Annotated in this window: 16 protein-coding genes; 5 read left to right on the top strand and 11 right to left on the bottom strand. The window is 71.7% G+C overall.

The annotated features are described in order from the left end of the window. Window position 1 precedes the first annotated feature (1 nt). On the bottom strand, window positions 2–148 hold the full coding sequence (locus tag ACIRDU_RS07645; protein WP_403575800.1) for a hypothetical protein: 147 nt from the start codon (window positions 146–148) through the stop codon (window positions 2–4). A gap of 281 nt (window positions 149–429) precedes the next feature. On the opposite strand from ACIRDU_RS07645, the gene ACIRDU_RS07640 reads away from it, so the two are divergent. After that, window positions 430–1,098, top strand: coding sequence for a hypothetical protein (locus tag ACIRDU_RS07640; protein WP_403575798.1), 669 nt, complete (start codon window positions 430–432; stop codon window positions 1,096–1,098). A gap of 27 nt (window positions 1,099–1,125) precedes the next feature. Here the strand turns inward: ACIRDU_RS07640 and ACIRDU_RS07635 are convergent, their stop codons facing one another. The 9 genes from ACIRDU_RS07635 to ACIRDU_RS07595 form a co-directional block, all read right to left on the bottom strand. Then, on the bottom strand, window positions 1,126–2,652 hold the full coding sequence (locus ACIRDU_RS07635) for an NCS1 family nucleobase:cation symporter-1 (RefSeq protein ID WP_403575796.1): 1,527 nt from the start codon (window positions 2,650–2,652) through the stop codon (window positions 1,126–1,128). 150 nt (window positions 2,653–2,802) lie between these two features. Continuing rightward, window positions 2,803–3,825 carry a TIGR03842 family LLM class F420-dependent oxidoreductase gene (locus ACIRDU_RS07630; protein ID WP_403575794.1) on the bottom strand — a complete coding sequence of 341 codons (1,023 nt, stop codon included), beginning with the start codon at window positions 3,823–3,825 and terminating at the stop codon, window positions 2,803–2,805. Between the two features lie 11 nt (window positions 3,826–3,836). Continuing rightward, entirely contained in the window at window positions 3,837–5,240 is a 1,404-nt protein-coding gene (gene hydA, locus ACIRDU_RS07625; RefSeq protein ID WP_403575792.1) for a dihydropyrimidinase, read from the bottom strand. Window positions 5,241–5,319: 79 nt separating this feature from the next. Beyond that, a complete protein-coding gene (locus ACIRDU_RS07620; protein ID WP_031109741.1) occupies window positions 5,320–6,162 on the bottom strand; it encodes a nitrilase-related carbon-nitrogen hydrolase in 843 nt (280 codons plus the stop codon). A gap of 155 nt (window positions 6,163–6,317) precedes the next feature. After that, a complete protein-coding gene (locus tag ACIRDU_RS07615; protein ID WP_403575790.1) occupies window positions 6,318–7,883 on the bottom strand; it encodes a PucR family transcriptional regulator in 1,566 nt (521 codons plus the stop codon). Window positions 7,884–7,911: 28 nt separating this feature from the next. Next, entirely contained in the window at window positions 7,912–9,198 is a 1,287-nt protein-coding gene (locus ACIRDU_RS07610; RefSeq protein WP_403575788.1) for an aspartate aminotransferase family protein, read from the bottom strand. Beyond that, window positions 9,195–10,037 (bottom strand): nitrilase-related carbon-nitrogen hydrolase, encoded by an 843-nt coding sequence (locus ACIRDU_RS07605; RefSeq protein WP_344466001.1) that lies wholly within the window; start codon window positions 10,035–10,037, stop codon window positions 9,195–9,197. Before ACIRDU_RS07605 ends, ACIRDU_RS07610 begins: the two co-directional genes overlap by 4 nt. Window positions 10,038–10,207: 170 nt before the next feature. Next, on the bottom strand, window positions 10,208–12,145 hold the full coding sequence (locus ACIRDU_RS07600) for a hypothetical protein (RefSeq protein WP_403575786.1): 1,938 nt from the start codon (window positions 12,143–12,145) through the stop codon (window positions 10,208–10,210). A 98-nt stretch (window positions 12,146–12,243) separates the two neighbouring features. After that, window positions 12,244–12,495: a helix-turn-helix domain-containing protein gene (locus ACIRDU_RS07595; protein WP_403575784.1), complete on the bottom strand. Its 252-nt coding sequence runs from the start codon at window positions 12,493–12,495 to the stop codon at window positions 12,244–12,246. A gap of 32 nt (window positions 12,496–12,527) precedes the next feature. On the opposite strand from ACIRDU_RS07595, the gene map reads away from it, so the two are divergent. Both map and ACIRDU_RS07585 read left to right on the top strand, forming a co-directional pair. After that, window positions 12,528–13,295, top strand: a complete 768-nt coding sequence (gene map / locus ACIRDU_RS07590) for a type I methionyl aminopeptidase (RefSeq protein WP_403575782.1) — start codon at window positions 12,528–12,530, stop codon at window positions 13,293–13,295. Between the two features lie 185 nt (window positions 13,296–13,480). After that, entirely contained in the window at window positions 13,481–16,015 is a 2,535-nt protein-coding gene (locus ACIRDU_RS07585) for an ATP-dependent Clp protease ATP-binding subunit (protein ID WP_403575780.1), read from the top strand. 78 nt (window positions 16,016–16,093) lie between these two features. On the opposite strand, the gene ggt is transcribed toward ACIRDU_RS07585, so the two are convergent. Then, on the bottom strand, window positions 16,094–17,902 hold the full coding sequence (ggt, locus tag ACIRDU_RS07580) for a gamma-glutamyltransferase (protein ID WP_403575778.1): 1,809 nt from the start codon (window positions 17,900–17,902) through the stop codon (window positions 16,094–16,096). A 104-nt stretch (window positions 17,903–18,006) separates the two neighbouring features. On the opposite strand from ggt, the gene ACIRDU_RS07575 reads away from it, so the two are divergent. Then, window positions 18,007–18,762: a hypothetical protein gene (locus ACIRDU_RS07575; protein ID WP_403575776.1), complete on the top strand. Its 756-nt coding sequence runs from the start codon at window positions 18,007–18,009 to the stop codon at window positions 18,760–18,762. A 115-nt stretch (window positions 18,763–18,877) separates the two neighbouring features. After that, entirely contained in the window at window positions 18,878–20,446 is a 1,569-nt protein-coding gene (locus ACIRDU_RS07570; protein ID WP_403575774.1) for an alpha/beta fold hydrolase, read from the top strand. The last annotated feature ends 48 nt before the right edge of the window (window positions 20,447–20,494 follow it).

Here is a 20,494-nt window from a genome sequence, read left to right as displayed (position 1 = left end):
TCTACGCCCTGATGAAGCTCGCCGCCGCCTCGGCGGAACCGTCGCCGAGGGCCAGGAAGCGCGTCGGCGCCTTCACCACCAGGTCGTGGTCCTCCCGTCGGGGCAGACTCGACGACGTGACCGAGCCGATGACGCCCGCGCCGGCCACCGAGACCGGGAAGGAACCGCCCTGCGCGGCGTAGCGGTCCGGTTCCCGGCGGGCACGTCTCGCCAGGAACCACCCCAGCCCCCCGGCTACGCCCGCACCTGCCGCAAACCACCCACGGACCGCTGAAGCGGCCGAATTCCGGACGGGGAAAGGTGGGTCCCCGTCACCGCGCAGCCACGGAGCGAGTTCGCACTTCCGCACCACAGGCACTCATGTGACACTGTCGTTCCGTCCGCCGTGCGGACCCGTTCCGCACCGTCGTCCCCCACGAGAAGGGCGCCGTGCGTTCCCTACCTCTGCCCCTGGCCCTGACCGCCCGTCTGTCCCCGGTGGTGGTGCTCGCCGCGGTGGGCTGGGCATTGTCGTCCGGCCCGCTCGCCGCGCCGCAGGCCGCCGAACACAAGCCGGCCGAAGAGAAGACCGAGACCCGGGCCGCGTCCGCCCCGTCCACGTCGACGGTGTCGAAGACCTACTCGGCCGCGCCCGCCCCGTGCGAGAGCATCGCCAAGAAGACGATCGAGTCGCTGGTGCCGGGTGCCAAGGCGGGCGGAAAGGAGATCCCGTCCACGGACGCGGAGCTGCGCCGCACCTGCTCCTGGAACGCGCTCAAGGGATACGACTACCGCTGGCTCGACGTGTCCTACGAGGTACTGGAGTCGGACGAGGCGGCGCAGAAGTCGTACGAGGAACACACCGGGAAGAGGAGCGGCGGCGGGGCCGTCCCCGGGCTGGGTGACAGCGCGTACTCCGTCGTGAACCTCACCACCGAGAACAAGCAGGAGACCCGCGAGGGCGTCGTGATCGCCCGTGCCTCCAACGCGCTGGTGACGGTCACCTACAACGGCAGTGACTTCGAGTCGAAGAAGGCGCCCGGTACGGACACGATCAACAAGGGCGCCATCAAGGCCGCGAAGGAAGCGGTGGCCGCGCTGGAGGCCGACAAGGGCTGATTCGCCGCCCTCCAGCGCCGGTCCACGTCAGACAGCCGTGCGGTCACGGCCTCGCAGGGCCATCAGCACCAGGTACAGCACCATCGAGGTGCCCAGCCCCACCGCCCAGCCGTAGTCGGCCAGACCGGCCAGCGCGGGGATGGGACGACCGTCGATCAGTGGCTTGAAGCTCGCGCCGCCGACGGCGAGGACACCGCCGACCACGAAGGCGACGACGGCCCGCCAGTTCCAGCCGCCCTCGTACCAGTAGCGGCCGCCCGGACGGTACAGGTCGGCGAGGTCGAGCCGGGAGCGGCGCAGGATCCAGTAGTCGGCGATGAGGATGCCCGCGACGGTGCCGAGGAGGCCGCCGACCAGGCCGAGCCAGGTGAAGATGTAGCCCTGCGGGTCGGAGTACAGCTTCCACGGGAAGATCAGCACACCGAGGACGCAGGTGGCGAGCGCCCCGGCCCGGAAACTGATCCTGCGGGGCGCGATGTTGGAGAAGTCGAACGCCGGCGAGACCAGGTTGGCCGCCACGTTGACGGAGAGGGTCGCGACCAGGACGGTGACCAGCGCGAAGAGCAGACCCACCGTGTTGTCGGTCTTGGCGGCGAGCTGCACCGGATCCCAGATGGCCTCGCCGTAGACGGCCTGGGAGCCCGAGGTGACCATCACCGACAGGAAGGCGAACAGGGTCATGGTGGTCGGCAGGCCGAGCGCCTGGCCCCGGGTCTGCGCCTTCTGGCTCTTGCCGTAGCGGGTGAAGTCCGGGATGTTCAGCGACAGCGTGGACCAGAAGCCGATCATGCCCATCAGGGCGGGGGCGAACAGTTTCCAGAAGTCGGCGCCCCAGCCGAGCTTCGACGGCTGGTCGAACAGCGGGCCGAACCCGCCCGCCTTGTCGCTCATCCACCACAGCATCACGAACGCGCCGACGAGCACGAAGGGCGCCGCCCAGTTCTCGAAGCGGCGGATCGTCTCCATGCCCCGGTAGATGATGACGACCTGGAGCGCCCAGAAGATCGCGAACGACAGCCACATGGTCCAGGCGTAGCCGCCGACCTTCGCGGCGTCCGTCCAGCCGGTGCCGATGAGCTTGCCGGCCAGGAAGTAGATGGCCTCGCCGCCGATCCAGGTCTGGATCCCGAACCAGCCGCAGGCCACCAACGCCCGTACGACGGCGGGCAGGTTGGCTCCGCGGATACCGAAGGAGGCGCGGGCGAAGACCGGGAAGGGTATGCCGTACTTCGGCCCGGCGTGCCCGGTGAGCAGCATCGGTATCAGCACGATGACGTTGGCCAGGGCGATGGTGAGCACCGCCTGTTTCCAGTCCATGCCGACGGCGATGAGTCCGGAGGCCAGGGTCCAGGAGGCGGTGTTGTGGGCCATGCCGACCCACAGCGCGGAGAAGTTGTACGTCGTCCAGGTGCGCTTGTCGACCGGGACCGGCAGCAGGTCCTCGTTGGCGTAGGGGCCGGTCGGTGCGGGGGCACCCGGGGCGATCTCCACCCGGCCGTCGGCGAGGGTGACTTGGGTGGGCGGCGGTGGGGCCGTGGGAGCGGTATCGGTCATGGGCCGGGCCAATCAGGGGAGGTGGGACGGGAAAGGCCGTGCGGTGACGCCGATGGGGGGGGTGCGCTCCGGGTGCGGCGGGGAGCGTCCTGGGCCCCCTTCCCGAGCCGCTGGGAAGGGGGAGTTCACAGGGGGGCGCGACGGAGAAGGTCAGCCGTTGACGGCCGGGATCACCCGTGATCCGTAGGACTCGATCACGGCCTCCTGCGCGTCGTGCATGTCGTAGACGGCGAACTGGTCGACGCCGAGCGCGCGCAGCGCGTCCAGCTTCTCGATGTGCTTCTCGACCGGGCCGATGAGGCAGAACCGGTCGACGATCTCGTCGGGCACGAACTGGGTGTCCGGGTTCCCGGCCCGGCCGTGGTGGGAGTAGTCGTAGCCCTCGCGTGCCTTGATGTACTCGGTGAGTTCGTCGGGGACTGCCGCCGAGTGCTCGCCGTACTTGGAGACGAGGTCGGCGACGTGGTTGCCGACCATGCCGCCGAACCAGCGGCACTGCTCGCGCGCGTGGGCGAGCGCCTCGGGCGAGTCGTCCTCGGTGACGTAGGCCGGGGCGGCCACGCAGACGGTCACCTCGGCGGGGTCCCGGCCCGCGGCGACGGCCGCGTCCTTCACGGCCTTGACCATGTACTCGGTGAGATAGAGGTCGGCCAGCTGGAGGATGAACCCGTCGGCTTCCTCGCCGGTCATCTTCAGGGCCTTCGGGCCGTACGCGGCCATCCACACGGGCAGTTCGGCGCCCTCTTTGATCCAGGGGAACCGGACGACGGTGCCGCCGCCGAGGTCGGCCTCCCGTCCGCTGCCGAGGTCCCGGATGACCTTCATGGCCTCACTGATCCGGGCCAGGGTGTTGGGCTTGCGGCCGGCCACGCGCATCGCGGAGTCGCCGCGGCCGATGCCGCAGACCGTGCGGTTGCCGAACATGTCGTTGAGGGTGGCGAAGGTGGAGGCGGTGACCTCCCAGGTGCGCGTGCCCGGGTTGGTCACCATCGGCCCGACCTTCAGCGTCGTGGTGTTGGCCAGGATCTGGCTGTAGATCACGAACGGTTCCTGCCACAGCACGGCGGAGTCGAAGGTCCAGCCGTACGTGAAGCCGTTCCGTTCCGCCCGCTTCATCAGGCTGATCACCCGCGAGGCCGGCGGGTCGGCCTGGAGGACGAGTCCGAAGTCCATCTGCGTCACTCCTAGTTGAGGTACTGACAGGTGGAACGCGGGGTGAACACGCCGTGCCCGGCGTGGCCGGTGTACTCCCGCTCGGTGATGACGGGTTCGCCGCGCGAGAGGACCGTCTCGACCCGGCCGGTGGTGCGTTTGCCCTCGTACGCCGAGTAGTCGACGTTCATGTGGTGCGTCTCGGCGGACATGACCTGCTCGGCGTGCGGGTCGTAGATGACGACGTCGGCGTCGGCGCCCGGCGCGATGGTGCCCTTCTTGGGGTACAGGCCGAACATCCGGGCGGGGGTGGCGCAGGCGATCTCGATCCAGCGGCGGCGCGAGATGTGCCCGTCGAGGACCGCCTGGTGGAGCAGGTCCATACGGTTCTCCACTCCCGGCAGGCCGTTGGGGATCTTGGAGAAGTCGCCGCGGCCGAGTTCCTTCTGGCCGACGAAGCAGAAGGGGCAGTGGTCGGTGGAGACGACCTGGAGGTCGTTCGTGCGCAGGCCGCGCCACAGTGCGGCCTGATGTTCCTTCGGCCTCAGGGGCGTGCTGCACACGTACTTCGCGCCCTCGAAGTCCGGCTCGGCGAGGTTGTCGGTGGACAGGAACAGGTACTGCGGGCACGTCTCGCCGAAGACGTTGAGCCCCTCGTCGCGGGCCCGGGCCAGCTCGGCGACCGCCTCCGTCGCCGAGACGTGCACGACGTACAGGGGCGCGCCGGCCACCTGCGCGAGCTTGATGGCGCGGTGGGTGGCCTCGGCCTCCAGCAGGGCCTTGCGGACCTCGCCGTGGTAGCGCGGGTCGGTCTCGCCCCGGGCCAGGGCCTGCTCGACCAGGACGTCGATCGCGATGCCGTTCTCGGCGTGCATCATGATCAGGCCGCCGTTGTCGGCGGAGCGCTGCATGGCGCGCAGGATCTGGCCGTCGTCGCTGTAGAAGACGCCCGGGTAGGCCATGAACTGCTTGAAGGAGGTGACGCCCTCCTCGACCAGGTGGTCCATCTCCTTGAGGGTGTGCTCGTTGACGTCGGAGACGATCATGTGGAACCCGTAGTCGACGGCGCAGTTGCCGTCGGCCTTGGCGTGCCAGGCGTCGAGGCCCTCCCGCAGGCTGTGGCCGACGCTCTGCACGGCGAAGTCGATGATCGTCGTCGTGCCGCCCCAGGCGGCGGCGCGGGTGCCGGTCTCGAAGGTGTCGGAGGCGAAGGTGCCGCCGAAGGGCAGCTCCATGTGGGTGTGGGCGTCGACGCCGCCGGGGATGACGTACTTTCCGGTGGCGTCGATGGTCCGGTCCGCGGTGAAGGATTCGGCGGCGGGTGTGCCCGCGGCTGCGAGGGCGGCGATTCGGCCGTCCTCTATCAGGACGTCGGCGTGGATCTCGTCGGAGGCTGTGATGACGAGGCCGCCGCGGATGACTGTACGGCTGCTCATGTCGTGGTCGCTCCTCGCTGTGGGTGGGTGCGGGTCGTATGTGGCTGGTCGCGCAGTTCCCCGCGCCCCTTGAGGTCTCTCAGGGAGCTGTCAGTGGCCCGTACGCCCCCGGCGCCCGGTCCCGGTAGAACTGCCAGCGGTCGCGGACCTCGCGGAGTTTGGCCATGTCCAGGTCGCGGACGACCAGTTCGGGCTCCTTGTCGCTCGCCACCTCGCCGACGAACTGGGCCTCCGGGTCCACGAAGTACGACGTGCCGTAGAAGTCGTTGTCGCCGTACTCCTCGACCCCGACCCGGTTGATCGCGCCGACGAAGTACTCGTTGGCGACGGCCGCCGCCGGCTGCTCGAGCTGCCAGAGATAGCCGGACAGGCCGCGCGAGGTGGCCGAGGGGTTGAAGACGATCTCGGCGCCCGCGAGGCCGAGGGCGCGCCAGCCCTCGGGGAAGTGGCGGTCGTAGCAGATGTACACGCCGACCCGGCCGACCTTCGTGTCGAAGACGGGCCAGCCGCTGTTGCCCGGGCGGAAGTAGAACTTCTCCCAAAAGCCCCTGACCTGGGGGATGTGGGTCTTGCGGTACTTGCCGAGGTAGGAGCCGTCCGCGTCGATCACGGCGGCGGTGTTGTAGAGGACGCCGGGCTGCTCCTCCTCGTACATCGGCAGCACCAGGACGATGCCCAGTTCCTTGGCGAGTGCCTGGAAGCGGCGGACGATCGGGCCCTCGGGGATCTGCTCGGCGTACTCGTAGAAGGCCGGGTCCTGGACCTGGCAGAAGTACGGCCCGTAGAACAGCTCCTGGAAGCACAGGACTTGAGCACCCTGCGCGGCGGCGTCGCGGGCCGCCTGCTCGTGGACCTGGATCATCGACTCCTTGTCGCCCGTCCAGGCGGTCTGGAAGACGGCGGCACGGATCACTCGGCTCATCGGGACCTCCGGTCGCTCGGTGTGCCGTGAGCCTAGGGAGGACGAAGGGCGTCTTTGAGTTGCACCGTGTCACGTCCGGGGGCGTGCGGCGTGTCACTGTGTCACTCTGCCGTGGGCCCATGTTTCACCGCCGTTTTCCCAGGTGGTCGCGTGTTTCACTGCTGTTGCGCGTCGTGCGCGAGGAGTGCGATGTGCACCGAGGCGGCCTGCTCGAAGTCGTCGAGGTCCACCCCGAGGCGGACCTGTATGGCCTCCAGGCGGCGGTAGAGGGCCGGCCGGGAGACGTGGTGGAGCTGGGCGGTGCGGGACTTGTTGCGGCCGGTGGCGAGGTAGGTGCGCAGGACCGACAGCAGGTCCTCGTCGCTCTCGCGCAGCAGCCCGTCCAGCTCCCGCTCCGCGAAGGACTGCACGTGCGGGTCGTCGCGCAGCAGCCGGATCAGGCCCCGCAGGTGGACGTCCTTCAGGCGCACCACCGGCGGGAGGTCGAGGACGGCGGAGGAGTCGGCCACGGCGTCCGCGACGTGCTGGGCCTCACGCAGGCCGGTGGGGACGTCGTCCCAGACGACTCGGGGGTCGGCGGCGGCCACGACCGTGTGGTCCGGGCCGGACTCGGTCCGCAGCCGGGCCGCGAAGTGCGCGGCGAGGGCGCCCGCGTCCTGGTCGCGGGGCAGGCTGAGCAGCACGGCGGTGGCGCCGTCGGCCAGTTCGGCGACCAGCCCGGGCAGGCCCAGCAGCCGCAGGAGCCGTTCGAGCCGGCCGGGGTCGGCGTCGCGGACGACCAGCGGCACGAAGGTGCGCCGGTTGACGGGCAGCCCGGCCGCGCGGGCCCGGGGCAGCAGTTGCCGTGCCGGTACGACACCGCTGACCAGGTCGGTCAGCAGGCTCTGCGCGGACTGCTCCTCCCAGGAGCAGGCGGCGCCGCCGGCGAGCATGCGGTGCAGGACGAGGGCCTCGGCGGCGCGGTCGGCCAGCAGCCGGCCGGTGGCGGTGCCGCCGCGGTAGCCGCACAGCACGATCCGGCCCCAGCGTTCCCCGCGTCCGCCCAGTTCGGCCCGGATCCAGCCGTCGCCCTCGGTACCCCCGGCCTGCCGGGCGATGCGCTCCCAGTCCCGCAGCACGTCGTCCACCGCGGGCCGCTCCCCCGCCGTGCCGAGGACCCGGTGGGCGAGGTTGGTGACGACGACCGGGCAGGCGCTGTGCCGGGCGACCTCGTCGAGCAGGCGTTGCAGCGGGGCGCCGGCGGTGATGAGGGCGGTGAGTTCGGTGCGGACGGCCTCGGAGAGGCTGACGGCGGCGAACTTGCGCCGCACCAGCCGCGACTGGACCTCCTCGGTCAGTTCGGCGAAGGGGAACGGCCGGTGCAGGACGACCATCGGCAGTCCGCACCGCTCGGCCGCCCGGCGCATCACGTCCGGCGCCGCGGGAAAGGCCCGGCCGAGTCCGAGGACGACGGCGGCGGCTTCCGCGCGGTGCAGCGACCGGACGTACTCGGCCTGTTTGTCCTCGTCACCGGCGAGCAGCACGCCGGTGGTGAGGACCATCTCGCCGCCGCTGAGCATCACCCCGACGTCGGCGGCCTCGGCGACGTGCACCCAGCGCACCGGCCGGTCGAGGTGGCTCGCGCCGGCCACCACCTCGGGTTCCCCGGCGAGCACCCGCTCCAGGGTGAGGACCTGCCGGACCGACAGGGCCGGTTCGAGGGAATCCTGGGTGATGGTCATGGTGGCGGGTCCCTTGCTCAGTGCACTGCTACCGGATGCTCCTCAGAGCGTTCTCGAGGATCGCGGCGCCTTCCTCGGCCTCCGCGACGTTGAGGGACAGCGGCGGGGCGACGCGCAGCGCACTGGTGTTGTGCCCGCCCCCCTTGCCGATCAGCAGGCCGCCCTCGCGGGCCGCCTCCAGGACGGCCGCGGCGGCCCGGGGATCGGCCTCGTCGGTGCCCGGCCTGGTGATCTCGATGCCGATCATCAGTCCCCGGCCGCGTACCTCCCGTACGGCCGGGACCTGCGCGGCGGCGGCCCGCAGCCGCTCGATGAGCAGGCCGCCGACGCGTCGGGCGTTGCCCTGCAGGTCGTGCTCCAGCAGGTAGTTGAGGTTGGCCAGGCCCGCCGCCATGGTGATCTGGGTGCCGCCGAACGTGGAAATGCTGTTGGAGTCCAGGCAGTTCATGATCTCGGAGCGGGCGACGACCCCGCCGATGGACATGCCGTTGCCGATGCCCTTGGCGAAGGTCATGAGGTCCGGCGGCCCGTTCCGCCCGTGGGCCTGCCAGCCCCAGAAGTGCTCGCCGGTGCGGCCCCAGCCGGTCTGCACCTCGTCGGCGATCCAGAGGATGCCGCGCTCGTGCAGCACCTCGCGGAAGGCGGCGTACAGCCCGTCCGGCGGTGCGGTGAAGCCGCCGACACCCTGGACGGGTTCGGCGATCAGCGCGGCCGGCGGGCGGGTGTGGCCGAGCAGGTCCTTCAGGTCGTCGACACAGGCCGCGATGTAGTCGTCGTCGCTGAGGGAGGCGAACGGGCCGCGGGTGCGCACGCCGCCGTGGACGTACAGCGTCTGGAGCGGGGAGAGCGAGGTCGGGGACCAGCCGCTGTTGCCGGTGATGCCGACGGCGCTGAAGGAGCGGCCGTGGTAGCTGTTGCGCATCGCCAGGATGGTGTTGCTGCGCCGGTACGCCGTGGCCAGCAGCAGGGCGGTGTCGTTGGCCTCGGTGCCGGAGGTGGTGAAGAAGACGCGGGCGTCCGGGATGCCGCTCAACTGGGCGATGCGCTCGGCGAGTTCGACCATCGGGCGGTTGAGGTAGAGGGTCGAGGAGTGGATGATCCGTCCGGCCTGCTCGCTCACCGCCTTGGTCACCTCGGGCAGCGCGTGCGCCGTCATGGTGGTGAGGATGCCGCCGAAGAAGTCGAGGTACCGGTTGCCCCGGGCGTCCCAGACGTGGCGGCCCTCGCCGTGGGTGATCTCGAGGGGCTCCTCGTAGTAGAGGGCGAGCCAGTCGGGGAGCACGGCCCGGTGGCGGCCCAGGAGGTCGTTGATCACGGCTGCACCAGCCCTTCGTAGGCGTCGGGGCGGCGGTCGCGGTAGAAGGCCCACGTCTGCCGCACTTCTTCGATGAGGTCGATGTCCAGTTCCCGGATCACGAGCTCCTCCTGGCTGTCGCTGGCGACGTCCCCCACGAACTGCCCGCGCGGGTCGACGAAGTAGCTCGTGCCGTAGAAGTCGTTGTCGCCGTACTCCTCCTGCCCGACCCGGTTGATCGCGGCGATGTAGTACCCGTTGGCGACGGCGGCCGCGGGCTGCTCCAGCCGCCACAGGTGGGACGACAGGCTCCGGTGGGTGGCCGAGGGGTTGTAGACCAGCTGGGCCCCGGCCAGGCCGAGCTGCCGCCAGCCCTCCGGGAAGTGGCGGTCGTAGCAGATGTACACGCCCACCTTGCCGACGGCGGTGTCGAAGACGGGCCAGCCGAGGTTGCCGGGCTTGAAGTAGAACTTCTCACGGAAGCCCTTGAGCTGTGGGATGTGGTGCTTGCGGTACTTGCCGAGGTAGGTGCCGTCGGAGTCGATCACGGCCGCGGTGTTGTAGTAGAAGCCGGGCTGCTCCGCCTCGAACACCGGCGCGACGATCACCATGCCGGTCTCGCGGGCGAGCGCCCGCATCCGCCGCACGGTCGGCCCGTCGGGGACGGGCTCGGCCCAGCGGTAGTGCTCGGGCTCCTCGACCTGACAGAAGTAGGGGCTGTTGAAGACCTCCTGGAACCCGATGATCTTCGCGCCCCGGCGGGCCGCCTCGCGGGCGTGCTCCTCGTGTTTCGCCACCATGGACTCGGTGTCGCCGGTCCAGGTGGCCTGGACCAGGGCGGCACGTACGACGTTGGCCATGAGCTGCTCCTTCGACGCGACGTCTGCGCCTCTACGCCCGTAGAAGCGGGCCGTAGAGCCACGAACGTAAGCCTCTGGCACGGGGTTGCCAAGACCATCGTCGCCAACCCGCGGGGCATTGCGCGATTCACACCCCTGTGGGTGAGCCGCCCGGGGCGTGGCATCGCCGGTCAGGCGGCGAATCCGGCGACCCGCAGGGCGTGCACGAGATCCCAGCCGCGCTCGTCCGACACGCCCCGGGCGGCCTCCAGCAGGAGCGGGACGAGGCGCCGTGGATCGGGCTCGGCGCTGCGGGCGGCCTCCTCGGGGGTACGGGCCCTCACATACGCGTCGAGCAGCACGCGCACCTCGCGGTGGCGCCCCTCGTCGACCAGTCCGAGGACGGCCCGCCCCAGCTCGCCCGGCGGCCGTGCGACCCCCTGCCGCAGCATCTGCCGCCCGTCCCCCGCCCGCCCGGCCGCGACCAGGGCGTCGGCGGCGGCGACCAGCCGTCCGGCGGGCAGCGAGGCGGCCTCCCAGAGCAGGGTCTGCCAGTCGGCGTCCAGCCCGGCATGCTGCAGCCGCTCCGCGAGGAGCGGGAATCGGCCGGGGGCCCACGAGGCGACCTCGGCCAGCAGCGCGTGGGCCTCCCCACTGCGCCCCTCACGCCGCAGCCGGGCCAGCACGTCGACGGTCCTCCCCACCTCGGCCAGGTCCGCGGCTCCGACCACGCCGTCCTCCCGCATCGGGCGCTCCGCCACCACCTCCTCGGCGACCCCGGCGAAGCGCGCCCCGCGGGGGCCGCGGCCGGTGGTCGTGGGATCGGGTGCGGGCACCGTCGGTTCGGCGCCGGGCGGTACGGCGCCGGGCGGCACGGCGACGGCTGCGGCCTCCTCGGCCACCATCCCGGCGAAGCGGGCACTGCCACGACGGCGTTTGCGCTGCTTGGGGGTGGGGGGTTCGGGGGCGGCGGGTGCGGTGGCCGGGGCGGCCCCGGTGAACGCAGCGGAGACGGGCGCGGCCGGGGTGGTGAGCCCGTCGGATGCGCCGCCCGGGGCTCTCCGGCTCGCCGGATGCTCCGGGGCGTGCCACCCGGCGCCGGTCCCGACCGCGGCGATGAACGCGTCGGGCGTTGCCGCCGCGACGGCTCCCTCCGGGGCGGTCCTGCTCGTCGGGAGCTGTCGGGCGTGCCGCCCGGCCTCCGGGTCGGCGGCACCACCCTCCCGAGTGCCGTACCGACCGGCCGGGGCCGAGAACGCGTCGGGCTGGGTCAGCGCGACCGCTTCCCCCGGAGCGGTCCGGCCCGCCGGATGCTCCGGGGCCAGCCATCCGGCCCCCGGACCGGCGGCGCCGTCCCTGGCGCCGTACCGACCGGCCGGAGCCGAAAACGCTTCGGGCCCGGCTCCCGCGACCGCTTCCCCCAGGGCGGTCCGGCTCTCCGGACGCTGCGGGGCGGGCCGCCCGGCCTCCGGGTCGGCGGCGCCGTACCGCATGTCGCGTCGGCCGGAGGGACCGGTCACGGCCGGCGGCGGCCCGGCAGGCGTCCCCGCGGCCGACGACCCCGCCCCGGCGCCGTGCGACGCGTCACCGTCGGTCCACGCTCTCGGGGACACTCCCCGGTCACGCCGGTCCACGTAGGTCATGCGTGCCCGGAGTTCCGCGCACCGCGCGACGGCCCGTTCGTGGTCGTCCCGGGCCCAGGCCAGGTCCAGGCGGAGGGCGTCCGCCTCTTCGCGGGCCGTGGCCGAGGCCAGGCGGCGGGCCAGGGCGGCCTGGCGTTCCGCGGCGTACTTCTGTTCGCGGAGCATGACGTCGAGGCGGTCACCGAGGGCGTCGCGGCCCCCGGGCCGGGTGTCGTACGCGGCGAGGGCGGCGGCGTGCAGGGAGCGGGCGCGGTCCGTCTCCGGGCCGGCACCCCCCGGGCCGTACTGCCCGGCGAGGTCCCGCAGCAGCGCCTCGACCACGTCCCAGGGCGGCATCTCCCGCCCGTCCAGAGCGGCCCGCATGCCCTCCGGGTCGCGCTGCCAGAACACCGCGCACCAGCCGCCCGACGGATCGAGACGCTTCAGCAAGCCGTCCAGGTAGGTCGCGAACTCCCCGACTTCAGCCGGGAGTTGATCCGCCGCCATCGCTCAACTCCCGTGAGACCGGAGCACTCCGCCCCGTAGGCAACACCAGTCGTGTTACGGCAGTGCTACGGGGAGTTTTCACGCGCGGCGCGGGAAACTCAGACAGGCACCTGCACGCACCGCCCCGCCAGTTCGTCCATCGACAGCCCGAGCACTCCGGCCAGCGCGGCCACCGTGAAGAAGGCCGGGGTCGGGGCCCGTCCGGTCTCGATCTTCCTCAGGGTCTCCGCGGAGATGCCCGCGCTCGCCGCGATCTCCGTCATGCTCCGGCCCCCACGCGCCTCACGCAGCAGCCGGCCGAGCCGCTCGCCGCGTTCGCGCTCTTCGGGGGTGAGAGGGGTGCGCACCATGACCCCATTCTAATACCGGTATAGTAATTGGCATGGTGGAGCTCAAGACAGACACTTCGATCGACGCGATGCACGAGGCGGGCCAGGTCGTCGCCCGCGCCCTGACGGCCGTGCAGAAGGCCGCCGGCGTGGGCGTTTCCCTGCTGGAACTGGACGAGGTGGCGCACGGAGTGCTGCGCGAGGCGGGGGCGGCCTCGCCCTTCCTGGGCTATCGCCCGTCCTTCGCGCCGACCCCCTTCCCCGCCGTCCTCTGCGTCTCGGTCAACGACGCGATCGTGCACGGCGTCCCGGGCCGCTACCGCCTGCGCGACGGCGACCTCGTCTCCGTCGACTTCGGGGCCGAACTGGGTGGCTGGGTCGGCGACTCGGCGCTCAGCTTCGTCGTGGGCACCCCGCGCGAGGCGGACCTCCGCCTGATCGCAACCGCCGAGCGGGCCCTCGCGGCCGGCATCGAGGCCGCCGTCGTGGGCAACCGCATCGGCGACATCGCCCACGCGATCGGCACGGTGTGCCGGGGCGCCGGCTACGGCATCCCCGACGGCTTCGGCGGCCACGGCATCGGCCGCCGTATGCACGAGGACCCCGGGGTGCCGAACGAGGGCCGCCCGGGACGCGGCATGCGGCTGCGGCACGGCATGGTGCTGGCGATCGAGCCCATGGTCATCGCGGGCGGCACGGACGACTACCACGCCGCCCCCGACGGCTGGACCCTGAAGACGAACGACGGTTCCCGCGCCGCACACGCGGAGCACACGGTGGCGATCACCGACTCGGGGCCGAGGATCCTGACGGAGCGCTGACCCGCCGCGCGCCCCCTTCCTCCCGGTGCACCCCGAAAGGTGCCCTTCGCCGACGATCGTGCGAAGGTGTTCTACGAGCGCGCCCCAGGTGTAACCGGCTGCCACCCGGGTTACCCGACCCCGGCACGTCGAACAGCGAGGGCGTCCCCCGCCCGCGCGCCGGGGACGCCGGGAACGGAAGGCCCATGAGCAGCGGCTTCACCAGCCCGGAGGGCTACGGCTCGGATCCCTTCGGAGAATTCCTCGCACGCTTCTTCGGCGGACCGCGTCCGGGTCCCCGGCAGATCGATCTCGGGCGGCTGCTGAGTCAGCCGGCCCGGGAGCTCGTCCGCGGCGCCGCCCAGTACGCCGCCGAGCACGGCAGCCGGGACCTGGACACCCAGCATCTGCTGCGGGCGGCGCTCGCCACCGAGCCCACCCGCACCCTGCTCAGCAAGGCCGGCGCGAACCCCGACTCGCTGGCGTCGCAGATCGACGACCGGTCGGGACCGGCCCAGCACACGCCGGACGACGCCCCGCCGCCGACCGCGCTCTCCCTCACCCCGGCCGCCAAGCGTGCCCTGCTGGACGCCCACGACATGGCCCGGGCCCGCGGCTACGGCTACATCGGCCCGGAGCACGTGCTCAGCGCCCTGGCGTCGAACCCCGACTCGGCCGCCGGGCACATCCTGAACGCGGCCCGCTTCGCCCCCTCCGAACCGCCCGAGGCGCCGGAGGTCCCCCAGTCCGAGCGCCCGCGCCCCACGAACACGCCGACGCTCGACAAGTACGGCCGTGATCTCACCGAGCTGGCCCGGCAGGGCCGGATCGACCCGGTGATCGGCCGGGACCAGGAGATCGAGCAGACCGTCGAGGTCCTCTCCCGCCGCGGCAAGAACAACCCGGTGCTGATCGGTGACGCGGGGGTCGGCAAGACGGCCATCGTGGAGGGGCTGGCTCAGCGCATCTCCGAGGCGGACGTGCCCGATGTGCTGATCGGGCGCCGCGTGGTCGCCCTGGACCTGACGGGCGTGGTCGCGGGCACCCGCTACCGGGGTGACTTCGAGGAGCGGATGAACAACATCGTGGGCGAGATCCGGGCCCACTCCGACCAGCTGATCATCTTCATCGACGAGCTGCACACGGTCGTGGGCGCCGGTTCCGGTGGCGGCGACGGCAGCTCGATGGACGCCGGGAACATCCTCAAGCCGGCCCTCGCCCGGGGCGAGCTGCACATCGTGGGCGCCACCACGCTGGAGGAGTACCGCCGGATCGAGAAGGACGCGGCGCTGGCCCGCCGCTTCCAGCCGATCATGGTTCCGGAGCCGACCGCCGCGGACGCGATCGAGATCCTGCGCGGCCTCCAGGACCGCTACGAGGCCCACCACCAGGTCCGCTACACCGACGAGGCCCTGGTCGCGGCCGTGGAACTGTCCGACCGTTACCTCACCGACCGCCGCCTGCCCGACAAGGCGATCGACCTGATCGACCAGGCCGGTGCCCGGGTGCGGCTGCGGGCCAGGACCAAGGGCACGGACGTACGGGCCCTGGAGCGGGAGCTGGAACAGCTGACCCGGGACAAGGACCAGGCCGTCGCGGACGAGCGGTACGAGCAGGCCACCCAGTTGCGCGACCGGATCATGGAGCTGAAGCAGCGGATCACCGCGGCCGGCGGTGACGGCGAGGTCGACGAGGGCCAGGACCTGGTGGTCGGGGCCGAGTCGATCGCGGAGGTGGTGTCCCGGCAGACCGGCATCCCGGTCAGCAGCCTCACCCAGGAGGAGAAGGACCGCCTGCTGGGCCTGGAGGAGCATCTGCACGAGCGGGTGGTCGGCCAGGACGAGGCCGTGCGGGTCGTCTCGGACGCGGTGCTGCGCTCCCGCGCCGGGCTCGCGGCTCCCGACCGCCCGATCGGCAGCTTCCTGTTCCTCGGCCCTACGGGCGTCGGGAAGACCGAACTGGCCCGGGCGCTCGCCGAGGCCCTGTTCGGCAGCGAGGACCGCATGGTCCGGCTCGACATGAGCGAGTACCAGGAGCGCCACACCGTCAGCCGCCTGATCGGCGCCCCGCCCGGCTACGTCGGCCACGAGGAGGCCGGCCAGCTCACCGAGGTCGTCCGCCGCCACCCGTACTCACTGCTGCTGCTGGACGAGGTGGAGAAGGCCCACCCGGACGTCTTCAACATCCTGCTCCAGGTCCTCGACGACGGCCGGCTGACCGATTCCCAGGGCCGCACGGTGGACTTCAGCAACACGGTCATCGTGATGACGAGCAACCTCGGCTCCGAGGCGATCACCCGCCGGGGCGCCACCACGGGCTTCGCCGCGGGCGGCGCCGACGCGGACGAGGAGGCCCGCCGCGAGCAGATCCTGCGCCCGCTGCGCGAGCACTTCCGCCCCGAGTTCCTCAACCGCATCGACGAGATCGTCGTCTTCCGCCAGCTCACCACGGAGCAGCTGCGCCGGATCACCAACCTCCTGCTGGACCGCACCCGGTCCCTGGTGCGGGGCAAGGGCATCACGGTGACCTTCACCGACCGGGCTGTGGAATGGCTGGCCGACCGCGGCTACCAGCCGGAGTACGGCGCCCGCCCGCTACGCCGCACGATCCAGCGCGAGGTGGACAACGAGCTGTCCCGGCTGTTGCTGGACGGCAGGGTCGACGAGGGCGGCGGGGTGACGGTGGACGTGGAGGACGGCAAGCTCATGTTCCGGACGCAGAGTCCGGTGGCGCCCCGTTAGGGGCGCGGGGCCGAGTCGGTCTGCGGCTCCGCCGCGGGACGCGACCAGCCCCCACGCACCCGCACCCGCACCCGGCACTCAGCGCACAGGCCGCACCACCATGGCCGAGCCACCACCCCGCCGCACGGTCTCAGCGGCTGCCAGCCACTTCCCACCCGGCAGTCGCTGAACACCCGTGGCCGCACCGATCTCAGGGTTCACCTTGAAGGAGTGGCCGATCGCCTCCAATTGCTCCCTCAGCCCGGCGTCGTCGTACAGCCCCGGCTCCAGCTCGGTCTGTGCGGCGTTCCGCTGACTGGCCCGGGGCGCGGCGATCGCGTCGACGAGCGGCAGCCCCCGGTCGAGGAACCCGGTGAGCGTCTGCAGAACGGTCGTGATGATCGTCGCCCCACCCGGCGACCCCAGCGCGACCACGGGCTTGTCGTGCCGGTCGAGCACGATCGTCGGCGACATCGAGGACCGCGGCCGCTTCCCCGGCCCCGGCAGGTTCGGGTCGTGCACGGCCGGGTTGGCCGGGGTGAAGGAGAAGTCCGTCAGCTCGTTGTTGAGGATGAACCCGCGCCCGGGGACGGTGATCCCGCTGCCGCCGGTCTGCTCGATGGTGAGGGTGTAGGCGACGACGTTGCCCCACTTGTCGGCCACCGTCAGGTGTGTGGTGCTGTCGCCCTCGTACGTCGTGGGAGCCGCCGTACCGCCGGAGCCGCAGCGCTGCGGCTGACGCGGATCGCCGGGCGCCACGGGGCTGGTCAGCACCGCGTCGTCCTTGATGAGGCACTCGCGCGAGTCGGCGAACCGCTGCGACAGCAGTTCCTTCGTCGGCACGTCCTCGAAGGCGGGGTCACCCACCCACCGCCCCCGGTCGGCGAAGGCGATCCGGCTGGCCTCGATGAAGCGGTGCAGATAGCGCGCCTTGCTCGCCTTGGACAGGTCGGTCCGCTCGAGGATGTTGAGCGCCTCCCCGACCGTCGTGCCCCCGGAGGAGGACGGTGCCATGGAGTAGACGCCGAGGCCCCGGTAGGAGGTCCGGGTGGGTGCCTGGAGCTTGGTGCGGTAGGCGGCCAGGTCCTTCGCGGTCAGGTCGCCGGGCCGGGCGTTCCAGCCGGAACCGGGATCCACCGGCGGCTTGTTGACGGTGTCGACGATGTCCCGGCCGAGCCGGCCGTGGTAGAGCGCGTCGACGCCCTTGCGCCCCAGCTCCGCGTACGTGCGGGCGAGGTCGGGGTTCTTGAAGGTGGAGCCGACGACCGGGAGTCGCCCGCCCGGCAGGAACAGCTCGGCGGTGTCCGGGAAGTAGCGGAAGCGGGTCTCGTTGGACGCGGTCTGTGAGCGGAAGGTCTCGTCGACGGTGAAGCCGTCACGGGCGAGCCGCTCGGCCGGCTTCAGGACGCCGGCGAGCCGCTTGCTGCCCCACCGGTCGAGCGCCGTCTGCCAGGTGGCGGGCGTGCCCGGGGTGCCGACGCTGAGGCCGCTGCTGACGGCTTCGGCGAAGGGGACGGGCTTGCCGTTCTCGACGAAGAGGTCCTTGTCGGCGCTCAGCGGGGCGGTCTCGCGGCCGTCGATGGTGCGCACCGTGCGGGACTTGGCGTCGTAGTAGACGAAGTAGCCGCCCCCGCCGATGCCGGCGGAGTAGGGCTCGGTGACGCCGAGCGCTGCGGCCGTGGCGACGGCCGCGTCGACGGCGTTGCCGCCCTTCCTGAGGACCTCGATCCCGGCGGCGGAAGCGTCGGGGTCGACGCTCGAGACGGCGCCGCCGTAGCCGACGGCCAGCGGGGATTTCTCACCGCCGGTGCGTTGCGCGGCGGTTGGCGGCGCCGCCGCTCCCACCGACATCACCACGGCGGCCGAAACCGCCAGGACCGTCAGATTCCGTGCGACAGGGCGACGCATCCGCACCTCCAGTCAAAGGCCGTCCGCGCAGCTTAATTCATCGCCATGGCCGCGTCAGGCAGGCACCGAACACCGGTGCGTCGGGCCCGCTACCATGCGCGCCCATGAATGACGACGTGCGCAACATCGTCCTGGGCGTGATAGCGGCGGGCATCAGTGCCGCGCTCGGCTGGGTGGCCCGCACCTACCTGTACAGGCGCAGGCTGCGCCGGAAGCAGGCGTTCTTCGGGCTGCCCGACAACTCCGAGTCCCTGCTGGTGGTGAACCGGGGCGCAGCGGGGCCGGAGCTCGCGGTGATGCGCTACGACGTGTTCGCGCTCCTGGAGCTGGCCGCGCTGATCAAGGACTGCAACGCGCACGCCCAGATCCTCCCGCACGACACCGCGCGCCAGGGCTTCGGCGAGCGCACCGAGTTCTGTGTCGGCGGTCCGGCCTCCAACCGCCGTATGGCGGCCCATCTGTCCTCCCTGCTTCCCGGGGTGCGGGTGAACGTGGACGCCGAACCGGGCCCGGACCGCGGCTCGTTCCTGGTGGGCCCGGAGCGCTACCGCGTGGAGAACGGCAGGCAGGAGTACGCGCTGCTCGCCCGGCTCACCGCCGAGCGCAGCCAGAACACCCGTCCGGTGTTCCTCTTCTGCGGCCAGACCTCGATCACCAACCAGGCCACCACCCGTTACCTCGCCCGCAATCATGAGCGGCTGGCCCGCACGTACGGCAGCAGCTCCTTCGTGCTGCTGCTGAAGGTGATCAACTCGCAGGCGTACGGGCCGGACGTGGTCGAACTGGTGGAGGACGTGACCCGGGCGGCGCAGACGCCGCAGCCTGCCACGGCTCCACGGAGCAGCCACCGCGCCTCCTGAGTTTCTCCACTTCTCAACAATCGTTACTGGCACGTAACTTACCGACGGGTTACCCCTGGTAAGGAGTCGAGGTTACCGTTCGGTCACTTTGCACTTACACGAGTGAGGAGTGACCGTGGGACCCCACCGCAAGGCCCTGCGCACCACCGCCGTAGGCGCCGTCTCTGCGACCCTGGTCGCCGGAACCGCCCTCGGATACGCCCCCACCGCCCAGGCGGCGCCGAACCCCATCCGTTTCGTCGACATCGCCGGCGACGGCGGCACCGTCCTCAAGGCCAACGTCGTCACCCCGGCCGGCGCCCGCGCCGCCGACCGCTACCCGCTGCTCGTCATGCCCACGAGCTGGGGCCTGCCCCAGGTCGAGTACCTGGCTCAGGCGCAGAAACTCGCCGACTCCGGGTACGTCGTGGTCACTTACAACGTGCGCGGCTTCTGGCAGTCGGGCGGCGAGATAGAAGTGGCGGGCCCACCCGATGTCGCCGACGCGTCGAAGGTCATCGACTGGGCGCTCGCCCACACCCCCGCGGACGCCGGGCACATCGGCATGGCGGGCGTCTCCTACGGCGCGGGCATCAGCCTGCTCACCGCCGCCCACGATCAGCGGGTCAAGGCGGTCGCCTCGCTCAGCGGCTGGGCCGACCTGATCGGCTCGATCTACTCCGGGCGCACCCAGCACGTCCAGGCGGCCGGCCTGCTGGACGGCGCGAGCATCGTCACGGGCCGTCAGGGCGCCGAGCTCCGAACGGTCTTCAACGACTTCTACAGCTCCAACCTGGCGAAGGAGCCGGAGCTCATCGCTTGGGGGAAGAAACGTTCCGCTGCGACCTACGTCGACCAGATCAACAAGAACGGCGCGGCGATCATGCTCGCCAACGCCTGGGGCGACAGCATCTTCCCGCCCAACCAGTACGCCGACTTCTACCAGAAGCTGACCGGCCCGAAGCGGCTGGAGATGCGGCCCGGAGACCACGCCACCGCCGAGCTGACCGGCCTGTTCGGGCTGCCCAACGACGTGTGGAAGGACACCGAGCGCTGGTTCGACCACTACCTGCGGGGCGAGGACAACGGCATCGACCGTGAGCAGCCCGTCCAGCTCAAGTCCCGCTCCTCGGGCGGCTACGAGGGCTACCCGGACTGGAAGTCGGTCGGCGCGACCGACCGGAAGATCGCTCTCGCGGGCACGACCACCATCCGTGCCAACGTGAACTCGGGGGCGGACGGCGGGGTCGTCTTCCTGTCCAGCATCCTCGACCAGGTGGCCCAGCTGCCGCCGATGGCCTCGATCCCGCTGCTCCCCCGTCGCTGGGCCGCCGTCTGGCAGTCGGAGAAGTACACCTCGGCCCAACAGGTGCGCGGAACGGCCAGGTTGCACACGACCCTCACCCCCACCAAGGAGAGCGGCACCCTCGTCGCCTACCTGTACGACGTGGGGCCGCTCGGCCTCGGCAAGCTGGTCACCCACGCGCCGTACACCTTCCACGGGCGCTCCCCCGGAAAGCCGTTCGGCGTCGACCTGGAGCTGTACTCCACGGCCTACGACGTCCCGGCCGGGCATCGCCTCGCCCTGGTCGTCGACACGGTCGACCCGCTCTACATCGAGCACAACCCGTCCGGCGCGCAGCTGACCTTCTCCTCGCCGGCGAACGAACCGTCGTACGTGTCGGTTCCGCTGCGCGAGCAGTGATCTCCGGCTGCCGCCGGACGGGCCTGGCCGATGTGAACCGCCGCCCCC

Origin of the sequence: Streptomyces sp. NPDC093598 (genome assembly GCF_044764825.1) — a bacterium.
Classification (GTDB): Bacteria; Actinomycetota; Actinomycetes; order Streptomycetales; family Streptomycetaceae; genus Streptomyces.
Note: the sequence above shows the minus strand (reverse complement) of the source record. Positions and strands in the feature narration are given on the sequence as shown.

Excerpts from the sequence above, each read along its gene's own strand:
- ACIRDU_RS07635 (WP_403575796.1), bottom strand. The coding sequence starts at position 2,652 with ATGACCGATACCGCTCCCACGGCCCCACCGCCGCCCACCCAAGTCACC.
- ACIRDU_RS07630 (WP_403575794.1), bottom strand. The coding sequence starts at position 3,825 with ATGGACTTCGGACTCGTCCTCCAGGCCGACCCGCCGGCCTCGCGGGTG.
- hydA (WP_403575792.1), bottom strand. The coding sequence starts at position 5,240 with ATGAGCAGCCGTACAGTCATCCGCGGCGGCCTCGTCATCACAGCCTCC.
- ACIRDU_RS07620 (WP_031109741.1), bottom strand. The coding sequence starts at position 6,162 with ATGAGCCGAGTGATCCGTGCCGCCGTCTTCCAGACCGCCTGGACGGGC.
- ACIRDU_RS07615 (WP_403575790.1), bottom strand. The coding sequence starts at position 7,883 with ATGACCATCACCCAGGATTCCCTCGAACCGGCCCTGTCGGTCCGGCAG.
- ACIRDU_RS07605 (WP_344466001.1), bottom strand. The coding sequence starts at position 10,037 with ATGGCCAACGTCGTACGTGCCGCCCTGGTCCAGGCCACCTGGACCGGC.
- ACIRDU_RS07600 (WP_403575786.1), bottom strand. The coding sequence starts at position 12,145 with ATGGCGGCGGATCAACTCCCGGCTGAAGTCGGGGAGTTCGCGACCTAC.
- ACIRDU_RS07595 (WP_403575784.1), bottom strand. The coding sequence starts at position 12,495 with ATGGTGCGCACCCCTCTCACCCCCGAAGAGCGCGAACGCGGCGAGCGG.
- map (WP_403575782.1), top strand. The coding sequence starts at position 12,528 with ATGGTGGAGCTCAAGACAGACACTTCGATCGACGCGATGCACGAGGCG.
- ACIRDU_RS07585 (WP_403575780.1), top strand. The coding sequence starts at position 13,481 with ATGAGCAGCGGCTTCACCAGCCCGGAGGGCTACGGCTCGGATCCCTTC.
- ggt (WP_403575778.1), bottom strand. The coding sequence starts at position 17,902 with ATGCGTCGCCCTGTCGCACGGAATCTGACGGTCCTGGCGGTTTCGGCC.
- ACIRDU_RS07575 (WP_403575776.1), top strand. The coding sequence starts at position 18,007 with ATGAATGACGACGTGCGCAACATCGTCCTGGGCGTGATAGCGGCGGGC.